Origin of the sequence: Pseudoduganella sp. RAF53_2 (assembly GCF_052113985.1) — a bacterium.
In the GTDB taxonomy this organism is placed as follows: domain Bacteria; phylum Pseudomonadota; class Gammaproteobacteria; order Burkholderiales; family Burkholderiaceae_D; genus Rugamonas.
In genome coordinates, this window is the sequence record NZ_JBFRDW010000509.1 from 1 (window position 1) to 4,446 (window position 4,446).

At 63.3% G+C, this 4,446-nt stretch carries 3 protein-coding genes; all 3 read right to left on the reverse strand.

From position 1 onward, the window contains the following. Positions 1 to 91 precede the first annotated feature (91 nt). The 3 genes from AB4Z11_RS24150 to rsmB all read right to left on the reverse strand — a co-directional run bounded on the left by AB4Z11_RS24150 (position 92) and on the right by rsmB (position 4,337). Positions 92 to 2,386, reverse strand: a complete 2,295-nt coding sequence (locus AB4Z11_RS24150) for an ATP-binding protein (RefSeq protein WP_442028224.1) — start codon at positions 2,384 to 2,386, stop codon at positions 92 to 94. Beyond that, positions 2,387 to 2,869 (reverse strand): DUF4390 domain-containing protein, encoded by a 483-nt coding sequence (locus AB4Z11_RS24155; RefSeq protein ID WP_442028225.1) that lies wholly within the window; start codon positions 2,867 to 2,869, stop codon positions 2,387 to 2,389. Positions 2,870 to 2,984: 115 nt separating this feature from the next. Next, a complete protein-coding gene (gene rsmB, locus AB4Z11_RS24160; protein WP_442028226.1) occupies positions 2,985 to 4,337 on the reverse strand; it encodes a 16S rRNA (cytosine(967)-C(5))-methyltransferase RsmB in 1,353 nt (450 codons plus the stop codon). Between the last annotated feature and the right edge of the window lie 109 nt (positions 4,338 to 4,446).

Consider the following 4,446-nt stretch of genomic DNA (forward strand, 5'->3'; position numbering starts at 1 on the left):
CTATCCCTGCCCCTTCCCATTCATTTTCGTCGTCATCACGCAGGCATTCTATACCTGTCGGCGCGACAATGATTTTATTTGTCAAACAATATTATGCCAACTGCACCGGCGCCAACTTTAGCAGCAAAATCAGCACGGATGCTCCACTACTATCGGCATGGTTCTGGATATCGATCCGGCCACCATGATCTTCGATAATTTTTTTCACCATCGGCAGCCCCAGGCCCGTTCCCTTCGCCTTGGAAGTCACATAAGGCTCGAAGGCGCGCGCCATGATCTTGGGCGCGAAGCCGGGGCCATTGTCCGAGATCGACAGGCGCACCGCAATACGGGTACCGCCGTCCGCGCTCTCGTAATGGATCGCTTCGGTCACCACGTCGACGCGCGGCACGCGGTCGGCGGATGGATGGTCTGCCAATGCGTCCTGCGCATTTTGCAGCAAATTGTGGATCACCTGTCGCAGCTGTGTCTCGTCGCCCATGATCATGGGCAGGAAGGGCGCCAGGTGCGCATGAATAATGTCTTCGCCCTCGCTATCGACGTACAGGTGCAGGATCTCTTCGACCAGGGCGTTGAGGTCCAGCGGCTGCAGTACGGCGGGCGGGGTGCGGGCGTAATCGCGGAAGTCGTCCACCATGCGCTTCATGGCGGCGACCTGGTTGACGATGGTGGAAGCGCTCTTGTTCAACAGTTCCACATCGGCCGGCGCCAGCTTGGGTTCAAGCTTCATTTGCAGGCGTTCCGCCGACAGCTGGATAGGCGTCAGCGGGTTCTTGATTTCATGGGCCAGGCGGCGCGCCACTTCGCCCCAGGCGATCGAGCGCTGGGCCGAGATCACGTCGGTGATATCGTCGAACACCACGATATAGCCGCTGCCCGTTTCCAGCGGCAGGCGCGAGCCGCGCGCCAGCAGGGTCAGCTCGCCCTCTTCCGCGCTGGCCGCAGGATGCGGCAATTCGATCTGGCGCTGCCAGTGCAGGCGCTGCACATTGCGGCCAGCGGCCGATTGCGCGCTCTGCGCCGAGAAGGCGTTGATCACGGCTGCCGCGAATTCCTGCATGCCTTCCACTTCGCTCAGCGCGCGGTTGATCAGGGTTACACCCGCTTGCTGCAGGATGCGTTCGACGGAATCGTTGCAGGTGACGATGCGGAACTCGGCATCCAGCACCATCACGCCCGCCGACATATTGGCCAGCACCGATTCCAGGTGGGCCTTGGCGTTCTGCAGCGCGATGCGGTTGCGTTCAACAGCGGTACGCGCATCGGACAGCTGGCGCGTCATGGTGTTGAAGCTCTGCGTCAGCGTGCCCAGTTCATCGGAGCTGGCGACAATCGGACGCGGCGACAGGTCGCCTTCCGCCACCGCGCGCGTGCCTTCGGCCAGCAGCAGCAGAGGCTGGGCCAGGTCGTTCGCGATCAGGAACGCGGCGGCGATGGCGCCGAACACCGCCAGCAACAAGGTCAGCGTCAGCGTTTCGATATACATCTTGCGCAGGCCGACACGGGCCACGAAGCGCTCCTTGTATTCCGAGTAGGCGGTACGCAGCATGTCGCCGTTGGTCGCCAGGCGCTGCGGCACGGCCTGAATTACCTGCAGATAGCGCGGCGCCAGATGCGTGCCGTTCGGCTGCACCGGATCGGGGATGGCCATCAGCACGCGCAGGCGCAGTACATTGTTCGGGTCCGGCGCGGCGGGCGGCGGCGCGCCGACGCGGTCATCGCGCAATTCGCCGCCACCTTCGGCGGATGCGTAAGAAGGTTCGTCCTTGGCCTTGCCCAGCATGGCCGTCGTCGGCAAGTCCGCGCTCAGGTTGACGCGGCGCTCGCCCATGGCCGACACGATCAGGCCACCGTCCGAGTCGACGATGATGGCGCTCTGCGTGCCCGGATGGCGGCGCACGAAGCGCGACAGCGTGGCCGGCGCTGCGTAGAAAGGATCATCGGCCAGCTGGCGCACGGTGATGCGGGCCTGGCCTTCCAGTTCGGCGAGGGCATCGTCCAGCGCAGCACGGCCCAGGTCCAGGCCGGAGTTCAGCGCTTCTTCCACCCGCACATTGAACCAGGAATCGATGGAATGCGACACGAACTGCACGGATACCAGGAAGATCACCAGCCCTGGCAGCACGCCGATGGCGGCAAACAGCAGCACCAGCCGCGTCATCAGCTTGGAGCCGAACTTGCCGCTCTTGTAGCGCGAGTAGAGCCGGAACAGGGACACGCCCACCAGCACCAGCAGCGCCACCGCCACCGACGCGTTCAGGCCAAGCAGCCAAGAATAATAGCGGTCGAAGAAGCCGGAATTGTCCGATGCGGAAGCCAGCAGAAACAGCAAAATGCTGCACACTGCGCCAGCGACGACGAACAAGTACCGTAGCAGAGAAGTCACTTACTCAGCCCTGTACTGGAAGGTCTTCTTGTTCGAGGAGAGACGCCATTCGCTGTTATTAAAGGCATTCACCTGAATCGGCTTGGGCAGATAGTCGCGATCCATGCCCATGCGCAGCGTGACGTTATAGACCTCGCCCGCTTTCAATGCGCCGCGCGGCGCCACCACCCAGCGCGTTGGCCGGCGGATGAAGAACAGGGCATCTTCCAGCGTGGAGAAAGTCTGCTGCACGCTGCCGATGATGGTCACATGGTATTGCCGCAGAAAGACGTCATACCAAAGCTTGTAAGTGCGCTTGGCGGTGACGGCTTTTTCGTCGAACCAGTACCAGCGCGGACGCGTAAAGGAAATTTCGGTGGTGAAGTGCAGCGGGACGCCGGACTGGATGGCGTCTTCAAGACCGTGATTCAGCTCGAAGGAAAAACCGGCCGACAGGCGGTAGCCCTCTTCGGCCGCTTCGATATAGGCGCGTGTGATCTCCACCGTCTCTTCGGCGGCTCTTGCAGCCTGCGGCAAGACGCAGGCAAACGTCAGCAGCAACTGCCAGCAAAGGAGTCGAAAAAATCGTCGGATCACTTGCGAGGTGCTCTTCAAAGGGTCACGCATCACTCTTCTGGAACAATGCGTAAAACAAACCGTCGTGATCCTGCTCGGCGCCTCCTTCAGGCAGCAGCTGGCCGGGCGCTTCGAGTCGCGTGGCGCGATTGCGCACCGCGAAAGCGGCCGCCTGCGCCTCGGATTCCTGCGGCCACAACGAACATGTCACGAACAGCAATTTACCATTGGGGGCGAGCATTCGCCAAAGATTGTCGAGAATTTGCGAAGAAAGTGTTGCAAGTTGGCGGGCGTCCGCCTTGCGGCGCAGCCAGCGGATATCCGGGTGGCGGCGCACGATGCCGGAGGCCGTGCAAGGCACGTCCGCCAGGATGCGGTCGAAGGGCTGGCCGTCCCACCAGTCGGACGTTTGCGCCTCGGCGGGCTGCAAAGTGGCCTGGAATTGCAGACGGTCGAGGTTTTCCTGCACGCGCTGCAAGCGCTTGGCATCAGCGTCCAGCGCTGTCAAATTGACATCGGCCAATTCGAGGATGTGGCAGGTTTTGCCGCCAGGCGCGGCGCAGGCGTCCAGCACGCGCTGGCCTGCTTGCAGGTCAAGCAGCGGCGCGGCCAGCTGAGCGCCGGCGTCCTGCACCGAAACCAGACCTTCGGCAAAGCCGGGGATCAGGTGCACGCCAATCGGCCTGGCCAGGCGGACGGCCTGCGGGCCGATCCGGGTGGCTTCGATGCCTTCTTCACTCAGTCGCTGCAGGTAGTCTTCCACACTGTTGCGGCGGGTGTTGACGCGCAGGGTCAGCGGCGGCGCCTTATTGCCGGCGCTGAGCACATCCTGCCATTCTTTCGGGTAGGAGGTGATGACGTTGTCGATCCACCATTGCGGATAGTTCCATTGCGCGACCGGGTCACGCAGGGCTTCTTCCAGCAACTCGTCCTTCTCGCGCAGGAAACGGCGCAGCAGGGCGTTGACCATGCCTTTGGCGCGGGCGGTGTCCGGGTGCGAACCGGCGGCGGTGACGGCCTGGTCGACCACGGTGAAGGCTTCGTAAGGCGCCGGGCCTTCTTCCGTTGCCATCATCAGCGGCAGGGCTACCGACAGCAGGGCTTGCACCATCGGGTCTGGGGCTTTGGGCGCCATCAGGGTGATCAACGCTTCGCTGCGGCCAAGCTGTCGCATGGCGCGGTAGGCGATGTCCTGGATCGCACCGCGTGCTTGCGGGGTGGCGTTCGCGTTAGTAAAAATGCCATTCAGCGCTTGCGGCAGCGCCATGCCCCCCTTCACCTGCACAGCAGCCGTGGCGGCGCCCAGCATGGCAAAGGCCAGCGAATCCTGTTTCAGCTCGGCCTGGAATTCGGTTTGCACGCGCGGTTTGAAGTCGCGCTGGTGGCTCTCGCGCAGCTGCGGCTTCGCAGCAGCAGGACGCTCGTCACCCACCCGCGCGCGCGCCGGGCGTGCGCCAGCGCCGGCGCGTGCCGGCCAGACCGCGCCGCCTTGCGCAGGAGCCGGG